The following is a 19,359-nucleotide window of genomic DNA, read 5'->3' on the forward strand; positions in this document are numbered from 1 at the left end:
CCGGTGACGTCCTTGCCGCCGACGGTGACGCCGGCGATGCCGGCCTCGGCGGTGACGGTCACGGAACCGGTGACGGTATTGCCCGTGCCTTCGACCACGCTGTTGTGGGCGCCGGTGACGGTGCCGTCGGCGTCCTCAGGAGTGACGACAGGCGGAGCGTCGGTCTGGCCATTGATGGTGATGGTCAGTTCGGCTTCGCTGATGTCGCCATCGGCGTCGGTGATGGTGTAGCGGATGGTCTCGGTCAGCGTCTGACCGTTGTTGAGGGCCTGGACAGCCTGCAGGCCGTTATTGAGCTGATAGGACCAGGTGCCGTCGCCGTTGTCCACCAGCGTGCCGTACTTGGCGTCGGCGGTGTTGATGACGGTTGTGACCGCGTCGGCGCCGAGCTTGTCGTTGGTCAGCACGCTGCCGGTGACCGGGGCGGTCGCGTCTTCGGTGACGGAAGCGGTGTCGTCCTTGGCATCAGGCGCGGTGTCGATGATCTGGATGTCCAGATCGTTGCGCTGGGTCTGGCCAGCAAAGTCGGTGACGGCAACTTCGAAGAGATCGCGGACCGAGTCGTCGCCGTTGGAGTGGTCGTCGGCGCCGCCGGTCTCCTGGTAGGAGTAGGTGATCTTGCCGGTGGCGGCGTCGTAACCCGTGATGGTCAAGACGCCCTTGTCGGTGGTGATGACAACCGGGGTGGTGCTGGCCTTGGTGACGTCCTGGCCGGCCACGGTGACGCCAGCGATGCCGGCTTCGGCAGAGACAGTCACGGAACCTGTGACGGTGTCGCCAGAGGCTTCGACCACGCTGTTATGGCCCGCCGTGACATCGCCGTCGCTGTTCTCAGGCGTGATCACCGGAGGAGCGTCGGTCTGCCCTGTGACCGTAATGGTCAGGGTGGCCGTGCTGGTCGCGCCCTGCGCGTCGGACACGGTGTACGTGATCGACGTGGTCGCCGTCTGGCCGTCATTCAAGTACTGGAACGCGGTGCCGGGATTGAACGTGTACGTGCCGTCGGCGTTCAGTGTGAACGTGCCGCCATTGGAACCTACGACAGGCTTGCCGACGTCGGCGTCGACGCCGTTGACCTGCGAGACGTGGATCTTGTCGCCGTCCGGATCGCTGTCGTTGCCCAGCACGCCTTCGGTGACGTGGTCAACGACCAGGGGCTTGTCTTCACCGGTGGTGCCTTCGTCATTGGTCGCGACCGGGACGGGGTTGCCCACGGTCCAGACGAAGGTCTGGGAGACGGTCGCCCCCGACTTGTCGGTGGCGGTCACGGTGATGAGGTACTCGCCCTTGACGCCCGTGTTGGTGTGGTCGGACGCCCAGTTGGCGAACTGGCCGGTAAAAGTGCCGGTGGTGGGGTCGAACTTCAGGCCGCCGGGGATATGGTCCACCGAGTAGACCAGGGAATCGCCGTCATCGAGGTCGCTGAAGAAGCCGGACAGGTTGTAGTTGACGACATCGCCGTCCATGTTGTCCTGGTTCTGCAGGGCAACTGCGGTCGGCGCGTCGTTGGTGCCGGTGATTTCGACCGTCAGCGTGGCGGAGCTGGTGCCGCCTTGGCCGTCCGTGACGGTATAGGTGATCGAGCTGGTCGCCGTCTGGCCAACCGCCAGATGCTGGAAGGCGTTGCCGGGGTTGAACGAGTACGAGCCGTCGGGGTTCAGGGTGAACGTGCCGCCGTTGGAGCCGGCCGTCGGCGTGCCGACGTTGCCGGTAGCGCCGTTGACTTGCGAGACGGTCAGGGTATCGCCATCCGGATCAACGTCGTTGGCCAGGACGCCGTTTTGGGCGTCGACGTTGAGCGTGGTGTCCTCATCCGTGGTGCCGTTGTCGTTGGCTGCCGTCGGTGCGGGATTGGTGACGTCCCAGTTGAAGTCCTGGGAAGTCGTGGCGCCGGACGGGTCGGTGGCGGTCACCGTTACCGTGTAGACGCCGTTGTTGCCGCCTTGCGAGGCGGAGTGGTCGATGGTGCCGGTGATGATGCCGGTGTTCGGATCAATGGTGAGGCCGGGCGGCAGGCCGGTGGCCGTAAAGGTGAGCTTGTCGCTGGTGTCCGGGTCCGAGAAATGGCTGGAGACGTTGTAGCTCACACCCGTCTGGGCGTCGATGCCCGACGTGTCGGCAATGGCGGTGGAGACCGGGCCATCGTTGGTGCCGGTGATCGTCACGACGACGGTCGCCGTGGAGGTGGCGCCGCTGGGATCCGTGATGGTGTACGAAATGGTGCTGGTGGCAGTTTCGCCCACGGCCAGATGGCCGTACTCGTTACCCGGGGTGAAGACGTAGCTGCCGTCGGGCAGGACCGTGAAGGTGCCGCCGTTGCTGCCGTTGACCGTGATGCCGGCCGGGGACATGGGGCGGCCGCTGACCGAGACGATCGCCAGCGGGTCGCCGTCGGGGTCCGAGTCGTTCAGCAGCAGGTTGCCGCGCACCAGGCTGTTCTGGTCTCCGCTGGCAGCGTCGTTCAGCGCGTTGGGGGGAGTATTGACGGTGGCTGGGGTTGCGTCATCGTCACCGCCGGCGCCGGCGCCGGTACCGGACAGGCGGGGCAGGATTTCCTGGCCGCGGCTGGGGTTCGGGTAAGCCAGGTCGAGCGGCGTGGTCGTTTCCAGAATGCGGGCCAAGCGCACGAAGCTGCTGCCGCCGTCAGGGCCGCCGCCGGTCAAGACGGCTGCGGTGGGATCCAGTTCGTCGAACGGATCGCGGCCGTCGCGCAGGGCGGCCAGGAGACGGTCGGAATCGGTGCCGGAGGGCGGGGCCACCGCCGCTTCGGACGGGTCGGCCAGCGGGCCGGTCATGTCGCCGGTTACCGCGACCTCGCGGCCTTCGCCGATGACGATAGGCATGCCGTTTTCAACCTGAAGCGAAACCGTGGCGCCCGAGGCAGTGACGACGTCGCTGCCGGCGGGGACCTTGCTGCCTTGATGCAGTTCGGTCAGAGAACCGTCGCTATTGCGTATCCACGCGCGACCGGAGATTTCGTTGACGACTGCGGGGGAGGTGTTGGCCATGTTGGTTCCGTTTCAGGGAGTTATCCAAGATGGCCAGATACTAGATTGCGCCGCCGGCGCGGGATATTGTCCTCAAGGACAGTATCAGGAAGTAATTTTGATTTTGGCGTCGGCGGGGGCTGAAATGCCGTGAACGAGCAGGGCGAGCTGCAGGCGGTCGGTTACGCCCAGCTTTTCGAAAACGGCTGACAGGTGGGCCTTGACCGTGCGTTCGGTAATGCCCAGGGCTTCGGCGATCTGCGCATTGGCCTGGCCGCTGGAGGCATAGCGGGCGACGGTGATTTCACGTTCGGTCAGCACGCCGCCGTCCCAGGAGTGCGCATCCTGGGCGCGTTCGGCGACCAGTTTGAGCAGCCGCGACACCAGGGAACGGCCCATCCAGATGCCGCCGGATGCGACGACTTCCAGCGCCTGGGACAGCGAAGCTGCCGACGCATAGCCGTGGCAGTATCCGTGCGCGCCGGCGCCCAGGACCCGGGTGCCTTGCTCGTCGTTCGGACTGGGGCTGGCGACAACCACGTGCATGTCTGCCAAGGTCGTGGCCCAGCTGGGGGCCTGCCAGGACGGCAGGCGAGGCAGGTCCGCGTCCAAGACCGCCAGCGTACGGCCCTGTTCGCGCCAGCGCTGCAGGTCGGCCAGGCCGCGCCCGCGGGCCGCCAGCCAGCGGGCCGGGTTCAGGCCACGCCAGTGCTGCCACAACAGGTCGTCGTGCGTAATCAACAGAACAGGAACGGGTTTCATAAAGCCTTACAGCCCTCCTTTAACGTTCGGTAAAGGCATTCGCCTTGGCGCGCAGTATGGGCTTGAGCAGGTACTGCAGCACCGTGCGCTTGCCAGTCAGGATATGAACCTCCGCCACCATCCCGGGGATGATGGGCAACAGTTTGTCGCCTACCGTGCTGCGGTCCGTGCGGACCCGTACTACATAGTAGGAATTGCCTTTCTCATCGGTCACGGTGTCCGCGCCGATCTGTTCCACCTTGCCTTCCAGGCCGCCGTAGATGGCGAAGTCGTACGCCGTGAATTTCACTTCCGCCTTCTGGTCGGCATGCAGGAAGCCGATGTCGCGCGGTTGGATGCGGACTTCGAGCAGCAGCGTGTCGTCCTTGGGCACGATTTCGATGATGTCCTTGCCGGGCTGGACCACGCCGCCGACCGTGTTGTTGAACAGCGTCTTGACCGTGCCGCGCACCGGGGCGCGCACTTCGGCCAGTTTCACGCGGTCAGCCAGCGCCAGTTTGCCCTGGCGCAGGGTGGCCAGCTTGGTGTTGGTTTCAGACAGTTCGCTGCGGGCCTGGTTGCGGATGTTCAGCTCGGCTTCCTGCAGCTTGCTTTCCGCTTCCTTGATGGAAGCCTGGAAGCGGTCGATCTGGGCTTCGGCGCCTTTCTGTTCGCCGCAATAGCGGGCCACGTCGCGTTGCAGGCGCAGCAGATCTACTTCGGATACGGCCCCGCTCTTGAGCAGGGGACGGGTCACCTGCAGCTCGCGCGAGGTCAGGCTGCAGCTGGCTGCGGCCTGGTCACGCTTGGCGATGGTTTCGCGCAGGTCTTCCTGGCGCTGCTTGAGTTGCTCGCGGGCGACGTTGACCGTGGCGTTCAGCTCCGTGGTGCGGGCTTGCCAGACATTACGCTCCATTTCCACCAGTCCAGGCGCCTGCGTCAGTACTTCCTCGGGGGCCACGAAGGGCTCGCCGGTGGCCAGGGCCTGCAGTCGGGCGGCCTTGGCGAGCAGGGACATGTATTCCGCGTTATTTTCGCCCAGGGACGAAGCGAACCGGGTGGAGTCGATCTTCAGCAGCACTTCCCCGGCCTCGACTTCTTGCCCCGGACGCACCAGGATTTCCTCGACGATACCGCCGTCCAGGCTCTGGATGATCTGGACCTGGCGCGACGGCACGACCTTGCCTTCGCCCCGGACGACTTCGTCGATACTGCCGGTACCCGCCCACAGCAGCAGTCCGCCGGTGGCCAGCAGGCTGACCCACAGCAGGATGCGCGAGCCACGCGCCTGGGATTCATGGATGACCCATTCCGCGTTGCCGACGTAGTCGGAGCGTTGTTGGGGTTTGCCTTTTTCGGCTCCGTCCAGCAGGCGGTCGAAGAAGAACACGAAGACGCCGCGCAGCATGCGCCACAAGCTTCCAAACAGGCCGTGCCGGGATTCGCCGGGATTGTTCAGCATGGTTTCCTCAGCTTCCGCGTCCGACGCGTCCTTGACGCAGTGCTTCGACAACCTGTTCCTTGGGACCGTCGGCCACGATGTGACCGTTGTCGATCACGATCAGGCGGTCGACCAGGTCCAGCAGGGCAGTGCGGTGTGTGACCAGCAGGATCGTCTTGGTGGCGCTGGCTTCGCCCAGGCGCTTGCGCAGTTGCGCTTCGCTCTGGTGGTCCATGTTGCTGCTAGGCTCGTCCAGCAGCAGGATGGGCGGATCGTTGATCAGGGCACGTGCCACCGCCACCGACTGGCGCTGGCCGCCGGAGAGGGACTCGCCGCGTTCGCCGATGACCATGTCGAAGCCGTCGGGATGCAGGTTGGCGAAATCGGTGACGCCGGCCATATTGGCGGCCGCCAGGATGCTGGCGTCGTCGGCGTAGGGCGCGCCCATCGCGAGGTTGTGTTTCAGGCTGCCATAGAACAGCAGCGGGTCCTGCGGCACGTGGCCGATGGCGCGGCGCACGTCGGCGGGATCGATCTGGCGCACGTCTACGCCGTCCAGCAGCACGGCGCCCTCGGTGGGCTGATACAGTGCCAACGCCAGTTTTTCCAGCGTGGTCTTGCCAGAACCGATGCGGCCGATGATGCCGACTTTTTCACCCGGCTGCAGTTTGAAGGACACCTTCTTCAGCACCGGCTGCTTGCTGCCGGGATAGCTGAAGGTAACGTCGCGGAATTCAATGCCGCCGTGGAAGACCGGACGATGCAGGAATTCGGCTTCTGCCGGACGTTCAATCGGCAGCTTCATATAGTTGTCGATCGAGCCGAGCGAGGTGCGCGCGTTCTGGTACTGCATGAGCAGCCCGGCAACCTGGCCGAGCGGGGCCAGGCAGCGGCCGGCGATCATGGAAGCGGCGATGATGCCGCCCATTGAGATGGCGGATTCCTGCGCCTGGTAGACACCGATAATGACGACGGAGATCGATACCAGTTGCTGGACGGCCTGTACGAAGCCGACCGTCGAAGACGAAATCAGCTTCAGCTTGCCGCCAGTCAGGGCGATAAATTCGGTGGCGCGTTCCCAGTTGCGCTGGATCGAGCCCTGGGCATTGAGAGTCTTGACAGACTCCAGGCCGGTCAGGGCCTCGACCAGGGTTGCATTGCGTTGCGACGAGGCCTGGAACGATGCCATGGTCAGCGATTCCATGCGGGCCTGCGCGGCCAGCGATACCAGCAGGATCAGCACGATCGCGACCAGGGGCGGAAGAATCATCCAGGGCGAGATCCAGGCCAGCGCCAACAGGAACAGCAGAATGAAGGGCAGGTCGACCAGGGTGGTGATGGTGGCCGACGCGATGAAGTCGCGGATGGATTCGAATGAACGCAGGTTGGCGGCGAAGGAACCCACCGATACCGGCCGGCCTTCCATGCGCAGGTCCAGCACCCGTTCCATGATCTGCGCCGACAGGCGCACATCGACCCGCTTGCTGGCGCTGTCCACCACATGGGAGCGCGCGGTGCTCAGGATCATGTTGAAGATCACGACCAGGGTGATGCCGATAGCCAGCACCCAGAGTGTCTCGACGGCGTTGTTTGGCACGACGCGGTCATACACGTTCATGGTGAACAGCGGCATCGCCATTGCGAAGATATTGATCAGCAGGGCGGCGATCAGCGCATCGCGGTACATGCGCCGGTTTTCCATGATGGCAGCCCAGAACCAATGGCGCTCGCGTACCTTGGCGACTTCGGGCGCGCGCGCGTCGAAGCGGAACTGCGGACGCACAAAGCACACCAGCCCGGTGTATTGCGCAGACAGTTCCGCAGCGCTCATTTCCATCGAGCTGCCACCTAATTCGGGGTGGCTGACAACATACTTATCGCCGTCCCTTTTCAGCAACAGGCAGGCGCGCTCGCCGTTGAGCAGCAGGATCGCGGGCAACAGGTCCTGCGAGATGCTGTCCAGCGTGCGTTTGACCACGCGGGCGGAGAGCTGCGCGCGCGCGGCAGCGCGCGGCAGCAATGCGGGAGTCAGCTTGTGTTCTTCCAGAGGCAGGCCCGCGGACAAAGCCTGTCCCGTCGCCGTCACGCCATGCAGCCGGGTGATTTCCACCAGGCAGTCCAGCAGAGGGTCGTCGTGCGCCGCGCGCGCGTCAGCGCGCCACTCCCGGGCCGCCGTTTCAGATAACTTGTCCATCTTCGTCATCCAGCAGGTCGAGGTGTTCGGAGAGGCGCGCGCGCTGTTGCTTGCGCTGGGTCAGCTTTTGTTGAGCCTGCACAGGCAGGTCGGTCATACGCAAGGTGCCATTGGCTATCAGCGCGTCGATCAGGTCTTCCAGGACGCGGACAAAATCCGCGTCCAGTTGTGAGAAGTCGTTGCCCTGTTTCTGCATATGGTCTCCTTGCGCTTGCTTCGCCTAGGGTTTGGCCTTGGGCGAGTTTACCGGGATGAACGTGGGCGGCAGATTGCCCTCGTTGTATTGCACGCGCACGGGCGCCAGGCGGGCCGAGTCGGGGATCGTCGAGTTGCAGAGCTTGATCACGTCGTCGGAGACTTCCAGCTTGCCGTTCTCCTCGGGCATTTCGTTGCGCGCGGGCTGCAGCGACAGCGCCGGCAGCAGTGCGTGCGACAGCGCCAGCCAGCGGTACTGCGCGATCTGCAGGTCATACAGGGCGTTGGTCAGGGCGCGGCGCGATTCGAACAGTTCGTTTTCCGTGTCCAGCAAGTCCAGCAGCGAACGCTGGCCGATCTGGAACTGCTGGCGGTAGGCTTCGCGTACCTTCGTGGTGGCGACTTCGTGGTCACGCAGGAAGGGCAGCTTCTGGTTCAGGCTGGCCACGTTGTTCCAGGCCACGGCCAGGTCCTGCTGCACGTTGCGGCAGGTGTAGTCGCGGATGTCGCGCGCGGCGTAGGACTGCGCGGAGGTCTGGCGCACGCGGGCGGAGTCGGCGCCGCCGCGATACAGGTTGTAGCTCATGACAACCTGGACGCTGGAGTTCTGGATGTCGCGGTTTTGCGGCGTCGGGTCGTTCTGGTCGCGGCCGGTCGCTGCCACGAACTCGAACTTGGGCGAGAAGGCGCCCTTGGACGAGGCGACACCGGCTTGCGCGGCCTGCAGCCCGGCCTGCTTGGACAGGAAGCTGGGGTTGCGGCGCAAGGACTCGTTGAAGTCGGCCGGCTTGACCGGCAGCTTGCCGCTGATGTCGGGCGTAGGTTGCAGCGAGTCAGGGGGCAGGGCGCCGGTAACACGCTGGAAGCGCTGCTGCACGTCCAGCAGGTTGGCGGTCTCGGTCATCAGGTTGGTCTGGGCCAGCGCCAGGCGCCCGCCGGCCTGTTCCAGGTCGACGCGGCGGCCCACGCCGGAGTCAGCGCGTTCGCCGATCTGCTTGAGCGTTTCTTCATGCAGGGTGTAGTTCTGGCGGGCCAGCAGTTCCATGTCGCGGTAGCGCTGCAAGTCGACGTAGGCCTGCACGGCGCTGAAGGCGGTGTTGTCGCTAGTGGCCAGCAGGTCATAGAAACGAGCCAGCTTGTCGAAGCCAGCTTGCTTGACGTCGTTGCTCGTGCGGAAGCCGTCGAAAATCAACTGGCGCAGTTCCACGCTGTAGCCGGGACGGTTCCAGCTTTGCGACCCGACTCCGGGCACGTTGTTGCGGTACTCGCGGCCTACATAGCCTTGCGCATTGATCTGCGGAAAGAAGGCGCCGCGAGCGACGGCCTGGCCCTCCAGCGAAGCCTGGAAGTCATGGTATTTAGCCTGGATTTCCGGGTTGCTGAGCAGGGTCTGTTCGACCACCTGGTTCAGCGTGACCCCAGCTTGCCCGGAGGCGGGAGCCGATGACTGTGCAAATGCCGCAGGAACGAATGCCAGGGCAAGGACCGAAGTCGTGCTTTTGAGCAAAAACGAAGCCATAGTGATTATTCGCGAGTCGAGTTAGGAATTAATGGCCGCCATATTGTGTGGAAATGTCAGTTTTGACGAGTCAATATTTGTTAATTCTTGACGAAGTTTTCCGGTCGGCAGTTTGAGTTTCTTCGCGCATCATCTCTTAATTAGCTTGAATTTGCACTAATTTCGCTATATTCCGGATTTGTGGTCCAGTTTAATGCAGGATAAATGCGGTTTATTGCGCTTTGTTTCGCAGTTTAGGCGTCCGCGCTGAACAACGATTATATCGGTTTGATAATTTTGTATCTGTTTTAAATACCCGAATTTGTATCTGTAACTGTTTGGTTGCGGAGCGGTTGGGGCATGGAAATAGGACAAAGTGACCCCCGTCATTTCCTAGCATGGTAGTCTTGATACTGGTATATAAGGTGCAATTGTACTAGGTTGAGACCCTGTGCATAATTCGTTCATGCCGCAGTGGCCGGCGCGCGGAGGTCGTTTTCAACCGCGTGCGGCACGAGCCGGACTGTCTACTTGCAGAGCGCATCCATGGCCCAAACTCTTTACGACAAACTCTGGGACGCCCACGTCGTCCACCAGGAATCAGACGGCACCTGTCTGCTCTATATCGACCGCCACCTGGTGCATGAAGTCACCAGCCCCCAGGCGTTCGAGGGCCTGGCGATGGCCGGCCGCAAGCCGTGGCGCACGGGCGCCAATCTGGCGGTCGCGGACCACAACGTGCCCACCTTGAATCGAGCCCAGGGTATCGACGACCCGATTTCCCGCTTGCAGGTGGATACGCTGGACGCCAACTGCGACAAGTACGGCATCACCGAATTCCGCATGAATGACCTGCGCCAGGGCATCGTGCACGTGATCGGCCCGGAACAGGGCGCGACCCTGCCCGGCATGACCGTGGTCTGCGGCGATTCGCACACCAGCACGCACGGCGCGGTGGGCGCGCTTGCCTTCGGCATCGGCACCTCCGAGGTCGAGCACGTCCTGGCCACCCAGACGCTGCTCATGAAGAAAGCCAAGAGCATGCTGATCAAGGTCGATGGCGAGCTGCCCTTCGGCTGTACGGCCAAGGACGTGGTCCTGCACATCATCGGCATCATCGGCACCGCGGGCGGCACCGGCTACGCGATCGAGTTTGCCGGCAGCACGATGCGCGCCCTGTCCGTCGAAGGCCGCATGACCGTCTGCAACATGGCCATCGAAGCCGGCGCCCGTTCCGGCATGGTGGCGGTGGACGACAAGACCGTCGAGTATTTCCGCGGCCGTCCCTTTGCGCCCACCGGCGTGCTGTGGGACCAGGCGGTGGGTTACTGGCGCACTCTGCATACCGATGAGGGCGCCAAGTTCGACGCCGTGGTGGAAATCAACGCCCGCGACATCAAGCCGCAAGTCACCTGGGGCACGTCTCCTGAAATGGTGTTGCCGGTGGATTCCCGCGTGCCGGACCCCGACCGCGAAAAAGACGACGTGCGCCGCAGCGGCATGGAGCGCGCCCTGCAGTACATGGGCCTGAAGCCCAACACGCCGCTGACCGATATCCGTGTGGATCGCGTGTTCATCGGCTCGTGCACCAACTCGCGCATCGAAGACCTGCGCGCAGCCGCCGCTGTCGCGCGCGGCAAGCATGTGGCGTCCAATGTGCGTCAGGCCATGGTGGTGCCGGGTTCGGGCCTGGTCAAGCAACAAGCCGAGCGCGAAGGGCTGGACAAGATCTTCATTGAAGCCGGTTTTGAATGGCGCGAGCCGGGCTGCTCCATGTGCCTGGCCATGAACGCCGACCGTCTCGAACCTGGCGAACGTTGCGCTTCCACCTCGAACCGCAACTTCGAGGGCCGGCAAGGGCAGGGCGGACGCACCCATCTGGTCAGCCCCGCCATGGCCGCCGCCGCTGCCGTCGCCGGTCATTTCGTCGACGTCCGCACTTTCCGTTAAGCGTCAAGCACCGAGTACCGACATCATGCAAGCATTTACCACTCACGAAGGCCTGGTGGCTCCGCTCGATCGCGAAAACGTCGACACGGACCTCATCATCCCCAAGCAGTTCCTCAAGTCGATCAAGCGCACCGGCTTCGGCCCGAACCTGTTCGACGAGCTGCGCTATCTGGACCACGGCGAGCCCGGCATGGACAACAGCAAGCGTCCGTTGAATCCGGATTTCGTGCTGAACCAGCCGCGCTACCAGGGCGCCTCGGTGCTGCTGGCGCGCAAGAACTTCGGCTGCGGCTCCAGCCGCGAGCACGCGCCCTGGGCGCTGACGCAGTTCGGTTTCCGCGCCATCATCGCGCCGTCCTATGCCGATATTTTCTTTAACAACAGCTTCAAGAACGGCCTGCTGCCGATCATCCTCTCCGAATTGGAAGTCGCGCGCCTGTTCGACGAAGTGAAGGCCTTCCCGGGCTACAAGCTGCGTGTCGATCTTGAACGCCAGGTCGTGGTGGCGGCGGACGGGCGGGAGATGGGCTTCGATATTGAGCCCTTCCGCAAGTACTGTCTGTTCAATGGTTTCGACGATATCGGGCTGACCTTGCGCCAGTCGGACAAGATCCGCGCCTTCGAGGCCGAGCGCTTGGCCCGTCATCCGTGGCTGGAAAGCCGCCCGATCGCCTGACGCCACTCTTATTCTGATTACAGGATTGTTTTCGTATGACTCACAACATCGCAGTCTTGCCGGGTGACGGCATCGGCCCGGAAATCGTCGAGCAGGCCGTGCGCGTCCTGAAGGCGCTGGACGTTTCCTTTGAGATCAAGCAAGCGCCGGTGGGCGGCGCCGCCTTCGATGCGTTCGAACATCCGCTGCCGCCGGCCACGCTGAACCTGGCCAAGGAATCGGACGCCGTGCTGTTCGGCGCCGTGGGCGACTGGAAGTACGACAGCCTGCCGCGCGAGTTCCGCCCCGAGCAGGCCATCCTGGGCCTGCGCAAGGCGCTCGGCCTGTTCGCCAACCTGCGTCCGGCCATTCTGTATCCGGAACTGGCCAGCGCTTCGTCGCTCAAGCCCGAGATCGTGTCCGGCCTGGACATCCTGATCATCCGCGAACTGACTGGCGACATCTATTTCGGCACGCCGCGCGGCGTGCGTTCGTCGCCCGACGGCGCCTTCACGGGCGAGCGCGAAGGCTACGACACCATGCGCTACGCGGAATCCGAAGTGCGCCGGATCGCGCGTATCGGCTTCGAATCGGCCCGCAAGCGCGGCAAGAAGCTGTGCAGCGTGGACAAGGCCAACGTGCTGGAGACCTCGCAGTTCTGGCGCGACATCGTCATCGAGATCGCGCGCGAGTATCCCGACGTGGAACTGTCGCACATGTATGTCGACAACGCCGCCATGCAGCTGGTGCGCAACCCGCGCCAGTTCGACGTCATCGTGACTGGAAACCTGTTCGGCGACATCCTGTCGGATGAGGCGGCCATGCTGACCGGCTCGATCGGCATGCTGCCCTCGGCTTCGCTGAACGCTGGCGGCCAAGGCTTGTACGAACCCAGCCACGGCTCCGCGCCCGATATCGCCGGCCAGGGCATCGCCAATCCGCTGGCGACCATTCTGTCCGCCGCCATGCTGCTGCGCTATTCGCTGAACCTGGCGCCGCAGGCTGACCGCATCGAGGCCGCCGTGCGCCGCGTGCTGGCCGAGGGCCTGCGCACGGCCGACATCTTCGAACCGGGCACCACCAAGGTCGGCACGGCGCAGATGGGCGATGCGGTGCTGAAGGCGCTGGCCTGATCCTGCCGCCGGACGCCCGCGTCCGGCGACCGGGGCGGCGCAAGACAAGGGGCGGTCGCGTCAGGCCGCCCCTTGTTTTTGCTGTTGTGGCATCGCCTCGAAAGCACTTGCATCCATTGCGGCCCCTATTTTTTATGGTTGCGCCGCAACATCAGGCCGTGCATTCTGATAAATTGTTGAATTGCACGGCTTTTTCCCCCTGGACCCTAGTCTCCACACCTTTAAAGAGCGATTGAAATGAATCAAGCAGTAGGCCTTGTCGGCTGGCGCGGTATGGTCGGCTCGGTGCTCATGCAACGCATGCGCGACGAGAACGACTTCGCACTGATCGAACCGGTGTTTTTCTCCACCAGCAACGCTGGCGGCGCCGCGCCCACTTGGGCCACTGGCGCAGGTCCGCTGCAAGACGCCTACAACATTGACGCTCTGAAAAAACTGCCGATCATCGTGACGGCGCAAGGCGGCGACTACACCTCCGAGGTCTACCCGAAGCTGCGCGGCGCGGGTTGGAACGGCATCTGGATCGATGCCGCCAGCACCCTGCGCATGGCTGAAGACGCCATCATCGTGCTGGATCCGGTCAACCGTCCGGTCATCGACGCGGCGCTCAAGCGCGGTGTGCGCAACTTCATCGGCGGCAATTGCACCGTCAGCTGCATGCTGATGGGCCTGGCCGGCCTGTTCAACAACGACCTGGTCGAGTGGATGACCTCCATGACCTACCAGGCCGCTTCCGGCGGCGGCGCGCAGCACATGCGCGAACTGCTGACCCAGTTCGGCGAAATCAACCAGTCGGTCAAGTCGCTGCTGGACGATCCGGCGTCGGCCATCCTGGAAATCGACCGCGGCGTGCTGGCCAAGCAAAAGGATCCGGCGCTGCCCCACGAGCACTTCGGCGTGCCGCTGGGCGGCAACCTGATTCCCTGGATCGACAAGGATCTGGGCGACGGCATGTCCAAGGAAGAGTGGAAGGGCGAAGTCGAGACCAATAAGATCCTGGGCCGCGGCGCCGCTTTCGGCACGCCCGCCACGCCGATCGACGGCCTGTGCGTGCGCATCGGCGCGATGCGCTGCCACAGCCAGGCGCTGACCATCAAGCTCAAGCGCGATGTGCCGCTGGACGAGATCGAGGCGCTGATCGCCGAAGGCACGCAATGGGCCAAGGTCGTGCCCAACACCAAGGAAGCCACGGTTTCCGCGCTGACCCCGGTTGCCGTCACCGGTACCCTGGATATTCCGGTGGGCCGTCTGCGCAAGCTGTCGATGGGCTCGCAGTATTTGGGCGCCTTCACCGTGGGCGACCAGTTGCTGTGGGGCGCCGCCGAGCCGCTGCGCCGCATGCTGCGTATCGCGCTGGCTGAAGCCTGATGCCCTTGCAGGCGGCGTTTGGCGCCACCTGATCAAGTACGCAAGGCAAGCAAGGGCACCTCAGGGTGCCCTTGTCGTTCGCGCGGCGTCCGCGTTGCGGCGCCAGACGGGCTCGCCAACAAATGCAGCCGGGCCTTTCAGGTTTGTGAAATGCGCATGATCCATTACACTTTTCCCGTGAATTGATGCCTGTTCTCACCTATATGGCGTGAGCCGGCTCCAGCCCGCAAGTCGACTACAAGAACGGAATTCCAGCTTATGACCCAGCGTTCGCGCCAAGTGAAGCATGCCCGCCGTTTAAAAGCCCTGCAGTGGGCGATTGCGCTGGCGATTGGCTCAAGCGTGTGTAGTACCGCCATGGCCATGCGCGTGGGGCATTCGCGGGTGGTTTCGGTGCCGGGCGCGCCGTTGCAGGCAGTGGTGGGATTGCAGGAACTGACGCCTGACGAGATCGCCTCGCTCAAAGTGTCGGTGGCGGACGAGGCCGCCTGGCAACGTGCGGGTCTGAAGCCGCCGGTTCCGCTGGCAAGCATGGTGGTCCGGGTCGAAGACGGACTGGACGCGACACGCAAGAATCTCCGTGTGCGGGCCTCGCAGCCGCCGACTAGCGGCGCGGTGGACCTGCTGTTGGATATCAGCTCCAGTTCGGGGCAGCGCCAGGTGCAAGTCAGCATCCTGGTGCCTCTGCGCGGCACCAGCGCGGATGTGACGCCGGCAGCGGTGGGCACGCCGAGCCGCGCGGCCGGGTCGCGTTCGGTCAATGTGAAGTCGGGCGACAATCTTTTCGCCATCGCCCAACGCAATGCCGTGCCCAACGCATCGGTCTATCAGATGCTGGTGGCCTTGTGGCGTGCCAATCCCGAGGCGTTCATCCAGAGCAATATGAATCTGGTGAAGGCCGGGCAGAGACTGACGATTCCCGATGCGGCGACCGTGCGTGCCGTGGATCCGGCCGAGGCGCGCCGCATCTTCAACGAACATGCCGAGGCGTTCGCGAAGTATCGCGCGCGCATTGGCGCGGCTGCGGGCGCGAACCCGTCCGTGGTTCAGGGGCAGGGCGCGGCTTCGGGCAGCGTCGCTCCTCCCGCTGATGCGGGGGTGGCGAGCGCCTCGCAGCCGCAGGATCGCGTGCGCCTGTCCTCCGGACAGGCGCAAGACAGCGCGCCGGCGCAAGCCGAGGCGCAGGCCGACGCCCGGACGTCGACCGAGCGCGCCATGGCCGATGTCCAGGGACGCGTGAGCCAGCTGCAAAGCAACGTCGATGATTTGAACAAGGCGGTGGGACAGCAGGGCGCTGCAGGCGGAGCGTCTGGCGCGGCGGGATCCCCGGGCGCGGCTGGAGCGCCAGGTGCGGCAGGTACTTCGGGTGCCCCAGGCGCTTCTGGCGCTACAGGTACTTCGGGCGCCGCAGGTATTTCGGGCGCAACAGGCGCTTCGGGAGCGGCAGGGACTTCGGGTGCAGCTGGGACTTCGGGCCTGGCAGGCGCTTCGGGTGCGGCAGGCGCTTCGGGTGCGGCAGGCGCTTCGGGTGCGGCAGGCGCTTCGGGTGCAGCAGGCGCTTCGGGAGCGGCAGGGACTTCGGGCCCGGCAGGCGCTTCGGGTGCAGCAGGCACTTCGGGTGCAGCAGGCGCTTCGGGTGCGGCAGGCACTCCGGGCGCGGCAGGCACTCCGGGCGCCGCCGGCACGCCTTCCGCAGCAGGCGCGTCGAGCACGCCCTCGTCGGAGCAGGCCGCCGGCAAGCCGGCAGATAAGGATCTCACTTCGGACATGCCCGCGTGGCTGGCCGATAATCTGCTCGTCATTGTCACTGCGGTGCTGGCGCTGATCGCATTCGCCATCGCGTGGCTCTTGCGCCGGGCCGGCGCGCGGCGCGGGGACGATGATGAGGAAACCTATGAATTCAACGAGCCAGCGCTGGATACGGCGGCGCTGAACCGCAAGCTCGGCAGCATCAATCTCGACCTGGACGAACCGCCCACGGACGAACCGCACCGTGTCGGCGGGCCACGGGTTTGATACATGTCTAGAGTTGCATTGGGGCTGGCGTATGACGGCTCCGCCTGGCAGGGTTGGCAGACACAGCCGCACCGGCAAACGGTGCAGGACACGCTGGAGGCCGCCCTCGGCAGTTTTTGCGGTGTGAAAGGGCCGGTGGCGACGATCTGCGCCGGCCGCACGGATACCGGGGTGCACGGCGCGATGCAGGTGGTCCATCTGGACACCGAACTCGACCGGCGGATGGAATCCTGGGTGCGGGGGGTGAACGCCTTCCTGCCGCCCAGCATTTCTGTGCAGTGGGCGCAGCCGGTGTCTGACGAATTCCACGCACGGTTTTCCGCACGTGCCCGCACCTACGTCTATTTGCTGTGGCGCGGCCGGGTTCGGCCCGCGTTGTGGGCGGGCCGGGCGGGCTGGTGTTTCCAGCCGCTGGACGTCGATGCGATGCGGACCGCGGCGAACGCCTTGCTGGGCGAGCACGACTTTTCCAGCTTCCGTTCTTCGCAGTGCCAGGCCAAGCATCCCGTGCGCCATCTGTACCGGCTGGACATCGATGAGCGCGGGCCGTTCCTGGTGTTCACGCTGAAGGCCAATGCTTTCCTGCATCATATGGTGCGCAACATCATGGGCGCGCTGTTGCAGATCGGCCAGGGGCGCGAGCCGGTGGACTGGATGGCGCAATTGCTGTCCTGGCGCGACCGCAAGCTGGGTGCGCCGACATTCGCGCCCGATGGGCTGTACCTGTCCGCCATCGATTATCCGGAAGAGTTCGGACTGGATGAACTCGACGGGGGATCGCAGTTGCTGTCGCCGTTTACTCAAACCTATTAGGGATGCCGCCGGCAACGGCGACGCCTGCCCAAGTCCGATGGAGGCCTTTGCCATGCAACGCCGCGCGTTTTTGAAGCAGACCGCCCTGGGCGGCGCCGCTCTGGTCGCTCCGGCGTTCGCGCAGGAAGTCCCGCTGGCCGAGGAAAACGCCAGCCCAAACCCGCCAGTAACGCCAGCGGAAGTGCAAGAGGCTCCGGTCACCGCGCCGCAAGTCCCAGCCGCCGCGCCCGAAGCGCCGGCGGTGGTGGCCGCCCCTCCCAAAGTTGCATGGCGGCTGGCCTCCAGCTTTCCCAATGAGTCGCCGACCCTGTTCGCCGGCGCCGAGGATGTGGCGCGCTATGTGAGCGAGGTGACGGACGGGCGCTTCAGCATCGAGATTTTTCCGGCAGGCGACCTGGTGCAACCCGGCCAAGTGCTGGAAGCCGTGCAGCACCGTGTCGTCGATTGCGGCCATACCGCGTCGACCCGTTACTTCGATATCGACCCGGCGCTGTGCTTTGACGCCGGTGTGCCGTTCGGCCTGAATACGCGGCAGATGAACGCCTGGATGACGCAGGGCGAAGGACTGGCGCTTACGCGCGTGCTGTTCGACAAGTACAACATCCTGAACTTTCCCTGCGGCTATACCGGCGCGCAGATGGGGGGCTGGTTTCGCGGGGAAATCAAGACCGTGGACGATCTGCGCGGGTTGAAGGTGAAGGCTGGCGGCTTCGCGCGCCATGTGCTGGCGCGCATGGGCGCCACGCCCGTCGAGGTGCCGGTGGCCGAAACCTATGCTGCCCTGGAGCAGGGTGTCGTGGACGCCGTCGCCTGGATCGGTCCTTATGACGATGAAAACCTGGCGCTCTACAAGGTGGCCCGGAACTACTATTTCCCGGGCTGGTGGGCAGGCACGCTGCAATTGTCCCTGTATGTGAACCAGGACGCCTACGATGAATTGCCCAAGCAGTACCAGTCCGCCCTGGCGCTGGCATGCCGCATGGCCACGGGCAACATGATCGCCAAGTACGACGCCGGCAACCCGGACGCGCTGCGCCGCCTGGTGTCGCGCGGCGCGCAGTTGAAGGCGTTTCCCAAGCCGGTCCTGCAGGCGAGCTACGAGGCCTCGCTTGCCGCCTACCAGGAAATGAGCGCCAAGGACGCCATGTTCAAGAAGCTCTATGAAAGCATGACGGCGTTCCGCGACAAGGAGACCCCGTGGTTCCGCCTGGCCGAGGGCAGCTTCGACAATCTCGTGGCCACCTTGGGCCAGCCCGCCGGGTAGGCCGGTCTGCACGCCGGATATACTGACTTGATCGGCCGCGCAGGGCGGCCAGGCAAGCGAAGAGTTTCATGCGCACACGCATCAAGATCTGTGGATTGACCCGCGAACAGGACATCGACGCCGCCGTCTCGGCAGGCGTCGATGCGATCGGCTTTGTGTTCTACGCCAAGAGCAAGCGTTGCCTGACGCCGACCCGCGCGGCGCAGTTGCGGCGCATGGTGCCGGCCTTTGTCGACGTGGTGGCCTTGTTCGTGAATCCAGAAGAGGCCGAGGTGCAGGCTGTGCTGGACCAGGTCAAACCGGAGCTGCTGCAATTCCATGGCGATGAAACGCCGCAGGACTGCGCCCGCTATGGCCACCGTTTTCTACGCGCATTCCGCGCCGGCGCGCCCGGCCTGGATACCGCGGAAAACCTGGCCTCCACGTGCCGTGCCTACGGCGAGGCCGCGGGCTGGCTGTTCGACAGCTACAGCGCGGGCTACGGCGGCAGCGGCCACGGCTTCGACTACGCCTTGCTCGACGAGGTAAGGGCTGATCCGGTGTCCCGGCCTCTGATCCTGTCCGGCGGCTTGAATGCGGAAAACGTCGGCGAGGCGGTGCAATTGATCCGGCCTTGGGCAGTCGATGTGAGCAGCGGCGTGGAGCTTGAGCAAGGGATCAAAAGTTCTGATAGAATCTCGTTCTTCGTTGCTGCAGCGCAAGCCGCAGACGCGAAGCTGAAGGGAAATTAGTAGTGCAGTGCAGGCGGTTTGAAGCAGTGCGGCAAAGCTGAAAAGCTGCGCCACGGAGCTCTTCAAAATGCGTTGCGTGAGAAGTCTGAAGGCATATGCAAAAGCAAACGCCGCAAACTTCGAAACGCAATAAATAGTGCAAAAAATCTTCCGAGACGATTTGCATAGTTTAAAAAAGCACTATATAATTCTTCTTCTTTGCAGGCGGTTAGCTCAGCTGGTTAGAGCGCCACGTTGACATCGTGGAGGTCGTTGGTTCGATTCCAATACCGCCTACCAAATTCCTGCAAAGTGCTGTCAAGCACGGCAAAAGAAAAAGCCGCCAAGTCGATGACTTGGCGGCTTTTTTGTTTTCTGTTCCAAGCGTGGCTTG

Annotated in this window: 13 protein-coding genes, 1 tRNA gene and 1 pseudogene; 9 read left to right on the forward strand and 6 right to left on the reverse strand. The window is 64.1% G+C overall.

Annotated features, from left to right (window positions below; all coding sequences use genetic code 11):
- The 6 genes from AC3WOB_RS30475 to AC3WOB_RS30500 all read right to left on the reverse strand — a co-directional run.
- The coding region (locus tag AC3WOB_RS30475; RefSeq protein ID WP_492277121.1) for a retention module-containing protein at positions 1-3,008 on the reverse strand (3,008 nt) is incomplete at its 3' end.
- A gap of 84 nt (positions 3,009-3,092) precedes the next feature.
- Positions 3,093-3,749 carry a helix-turn-helix transcriptional regulator gene (locus AC3WOB_RS30480; RefSeq protein WP_492277122.1) on the reverse strand — a complete coding sequence of 219 codons (657 nt, stop codon included), beginning with the start codon at positions 3,747-3,749 and terminating at the stop codon, positions 3,093-3,095.
- Positions 3,750-3,768: 19 nt separating this feature from the next.
- Positions 3,769-5,190 carry an HlyD family type I secretion periplasmic adaptor subunit gene (locus tag AC3WOB_RS30485; RefSeq protein WP_492277123.1) on the reverse strand — a complete coding sequence of 474 codons (1,422 nt, stop codon included), beginning with the start codon at positions 5,188-5,190 and terminating at the stop codon, positions 3,769-3,771.
- 7 nt (positions 5,191-5,197) lie between these two features.
- The gene (locus tag AC3WOB_RS30490) at positions 5,198-7,363 is read right to left on the reverse strand and encodes a type I secretion system permease/ATPase (RefSeq protein ID WP_424239121.1); all 2,166 of its coding nucleotides are present in this window, start codon (positions 7,361-7,363) and stop codon (positions 5,198-5,200) included.
- Complete coding sequence (locus AC3WOB_RS30495; protein WP_013392881.1) at positions 7,347-7,559, reverse strand: hypothetical protein; 213 nt, start codon at positions 7,557-7,559, stop codon at positions 7,347-7,349. Before AC3WOB_RS30495 ends, AC3WOB_RS30490 begins: the two co-directional genes overlap by 17 nt.
- Positions 7,560-7,583: 24 nt before the next feature.
- Positions 7,584-9,077, reverse strand: coding sequence for a TolC family outer membrane protein (locus AC3WOB_RS30500; RefSeq protein WP_013392882.1), 1,494 nt, complete (start codon positions 9,075-9,077; stop codon positions 7,584-7,586).
- Positions 9,078-9,602: 525 nt separating this feature from the next.
- Here AC3WOB_RS30500 and leuC point away from each other — a divergent pair.
- The 9 genes and pseudogenes from leuC to AC3WOB_RS30545 all read left to right on the forward strand — a co-directional run bounded on the left by leuC (position 9,603) and on the right by AC3WOB_RS30545 (position 19,265).
- A complete protein-coding gene (leuC, locus tag AC3WOB_RS30505) occupies positions 9,603-11,006 on the forward strand; it encodes a 3-isopropylmalate dehydratase large subunit (protein WP_013392883.1) in 1,404 nt (467 codons plus the stop codon).
- 25 nt (positions 11,007-11,031) lie between these two features.
- Complete coding sequence (gene leuD / locus AC3WOB_RS30510; RefSeq protein WP_013392884.1) at positions 11,032-11,682, forward strand: 3-isopropylmalate dehydratase small subunit; 651 nt, start codon at positions 11,032-11,034, stop codon at positions 11,680-11,682.
- A 35-nt stretch (positions 11,683-11,717) separates the two neighbouring features.
- Positions 11,718-12,794 carry a 3-isopropylmalate dehydrogenase gene (leuB, locus tag AC3WOB_RS30515; protein WP_013392885.1) on the forward strand — a complete coding sequence of 359 codons (1,077 nt, stop codon included), beginning with the start codon at positions 11,718-11,720 and terminating at the stop codon, positions 12,792-12,794.
- A 237-nt stretch (positions 12,795-13,031) separates the two neighbouring features.
- Positions 13,032-14,162 carry an aspartate-semialdehyde dehydrogenase gene (gene asd / locus AC3WOB_RS30520; protein WP_013392886.1) on the forward strand — a complete coding sequence of 377 codons (1,131 nt, stop codon included), beginning with the start codon at positions 13,032-13,034 and terminating at the stop codon, positions 14,160-14,162.
- Between the two features lie 342 nt (positions 14,163-14,504).
- Positions 14,505-16,178: a type IV pilus assembly protein FimV gene (locus AC3WOB_RS30525; RefSeq protein WP_492277124.1), complete on the forward strand. Its 1,674-nt coding sequence runs from the start codon at positions 14,505-14,507 to the stop codon at positions 16,176-16,178.
- A gap of 3 nt (positions 16,179-16,181) precedes the next feature.
- Entirely contained in the window at positions 16,182-16,991 is an 810-nt protein-coding gene (gene truA, locus AC3WOB_RS30530) for a tRNA pseudouridine(38-40) synthase TruA (RefSeq protein WP_492277125.1), read from the forward strand.
- Positions 16,992-17,043: 52 nt separating this feature from the next.
- Positions 17,044-18,255, forward strand: coding sequence for a TRAP transporter substrate-binding protein (locus AC3WOB_RS30535; protein ID WP_013392889.1), 1,212 nt, complete (start codon positions 17,044-17,046; stop codon positions 18,253-18,255).
- 59 nt (positions 18,256-18,314) lie between these two features.
- Positions 18,315-18,986 (forward strand): annotated as a pseudogene (locus AC3WOB_RS30540) (phosphoribosylanthranilate isomerase); the annotation flags it as partial.
- A 202-nt stretch (positions 18,987-19,188) separates the two neighbouring features.
- Positions 19,189-19,265: transfer RNA gene (locus AC3WOB_RS30545), tRNA-Val, on the forward strand.
- Positions 19,266-19,359: the final 94 nt, after the last annotated feature.

This window comes from Achromobacter sp. FW305-C-30-7, assembly GCF_058783105.1.

Excerpts from the sequence above, each read along its gene's own strand:
- AC3WOB_RS30480 (WP_492277122.1), bottom strand. The coding sequence starts at position 3,749 with ATGAAACCCGTTCCTGTTCTGTTGATTACGCACGACGACCTGTTGTGG.
- AC3WOB_RS30485 (WP_492277123.1), bottom strand. The coding sequence starts at position 5,190 with ATGCTGAACAATCCCGGCGAATCCCGGCACGGCCTGTTTGGAAGCTTG.
- AC3WOB_RS30490 (WP_424239121.1), bottom strand. The coding sequence starts at position 7,363 with ATGGACAAGTTATCTGAAACGGCGGCCCGGGAGTGGCGCGCTGACGCG.
- AC3WOB_RS30495 (WP_013392881.1), bottom strand. The coding sequence starts at position 7,559 with ATGCAGAAACAGGGCAACGACTTCTCACAACTGGACGCGGATTTTGTC.
- AC3WOB_RS30500 (WP_013392882.1), bottom strand. The coding sequence starts at position 9,077 with ATGGCTTCGTTTTTGCTCAAAAGCACGACTTCGGTCCTTGCCCTGGCA.
- leuC (WP_013392883.1), top strand. The coding sequence starts at position 9,603 with ATGGCCCAAACTCTTTACGACAAACTCTGGGACGCCCACGTCGTCCAC.
- leuD (WP_013392884.1), top strand. The coding sequence starts at position 11,032 with ATGCAAGCATTTACCACTCACGAAGGCCTGGTGGCTCCGCTCGATCGC.
- leuB (WP_013392885.1), top strand. The coding sequence starts at position 11,718 with ATGACTCACAACATCGCAGTCTTGCCGGGTGACGGCATCGGCCCGGAA.
- asd (WP_013392886.1), top strand. The coding sequence starts at position 13,032 with ATGAATCAAGCAGTAGGCCTTGTCGGCTGGCGCGGTATGGTCGGCTCG.
- truA (WP_492277125.1), top strand. The coding sequence starts at position 16,182 with ATGTCTAGAGTTGCATTGGGGCTGGCGTATGACGGCTCCGCCTGGCAG.
- AC3WOB_RS30535 (WP_013392889.1), top strand. The coding sequence starts at position 17,044 with ATGCAACGCCGCGCGTTTTTGAAGCAGACCGCCCTGGGCGGCGCCGCT.